This is a genomic window from Vibrio sp. 2033 (genome assembly GCF_033339735.1).
Genome location: NZ_JAWOVC010000096.1, coordinates 1 through 1,219 on the forward strand (window position 1 = coordinate 1; position 1,219 = coordinate 1,219).

2 protein-coding genes are annotated in these 1,219 nt (G+C 45.2%); one reads left to right on the top strand and one right to left on the bottom strand.

Annotated features, from left to right (window positions below; all coding sequences use genetic code 11):
- Positions 1 to 472, bottom strand: a 472-nt coding sequence (locus R7P74_RS24835) for a YecA/YgfB family protein (RefSeq protein WP_318123300.1), incomplete at its 3' end; no start/stop codon positions are given.
- A 53-nt stretch (positions 473 to 525) separates the two neighbouring features.
- Between R7P74_RS24835 and R7P74_RS24840 the strand changes: the two genes are divergently transcribed.
- Positions 526 to 1,219 (top strand): cache domain-containing protein (locus R7P74_RS24840; RefSeq protein WP_318123301.1); only part of this gene is annotated, 694 nt, incomplete at its 3' end.

A 1,219-nucleotide genomic window follows, 5' to 3' on the forward strand; every position in this document is an offset into this window, starting at 1 on the left:
ACAACATGGTAAGAGAGAGCAGCACTCCACCCAATAGGGCACTGTCTTCGCTGTCTTCTGGCATTAACGTTTCCCAATCATCACGCGTCAGTTGCCAACCTTGAAGTACACCTTCACAGAAATCACGAGTACTTGCTGAGACAATGTCTTGCTCATCGAGAGTACAACCTTCAGGCCATTGCCAAGAACCTTCTAGCAAAGCTGGTCGAGTTTGGTTCCACATTTGTACAATTTCATCAATGTACAGTTCTAGTTGTTCACCATCTGAGAAAGGTGCTGTCTCTTCGCCGCCCCATAAGAATGGCAGCCACTCTTGAGGGTTCAACACGTTTGGCGCTGATGCCATCGCGGTTACAAAGCCTTGAGTTTTCGCTAGGTTTAGTAGTTTTCCATCAAGTTCTGGAAGAGAAAGCATGTCTTGTAGTTTCAAAATAGAATACCATTTGTTAATGGGCTGATTGGTTGCGCTCATCTTACCAATCAATTAGTGATAAATCGATATTAGGGAATGATTCGTCTACAGATATGGAAATTCGTTCGTCACTTAGAAAAAAAAGCATTCTCGCTCTCACACTGTACCTGTGTTTTTTTATCGCTACGATAGGGTCGGTGGTGTACTTGGTGGTTGAGCCACCTGTCCGTGACAAACTAGAAAGAAATCTCGATTTACGTACCCAACTGCTTGCTTCCCAGATAAAAGAGCCGCTCATCACATCCACGGGCGTACTGAATAGCTTGGTTGGGCTGGCGCAAAGCTCAAACCAAAGCAATTCCCTTAAATCGACCATTCCTCAGATTTTAAGATTAAGCGACGAGATCATCGTCAGTGGTGGATTGTGGCCCAAACCAGAACTCAAAGAAGAACGATGGCGGTTTACCAGTTTGTTCTTTAACAAGAACAGTGAGGGGAACATCGATCAGATTCATTCATACAACAATCCAGAATCTGGCGGTTATGACAATGAGCCTTGGTATCGCGCAGCCGCTGAACAACCGTCAGGCTCGGTGAGTTGGTCTGCGGTGTATATTGATACTTTCACTCAAGTTCAAATGATTACCGCCTCTGCGCCGTATTATAAAAATGGAGAGTTTGCAGGCGTTGCGACGGTCGACCTTTCTTTGGAGGCCTTATTCCAGTTCATTCGTGAGCACACCAACCAATACTCTTTGGGTGTGGTCATTCGAGATGCTAACTCGAATGTCATCATCGAACACAACT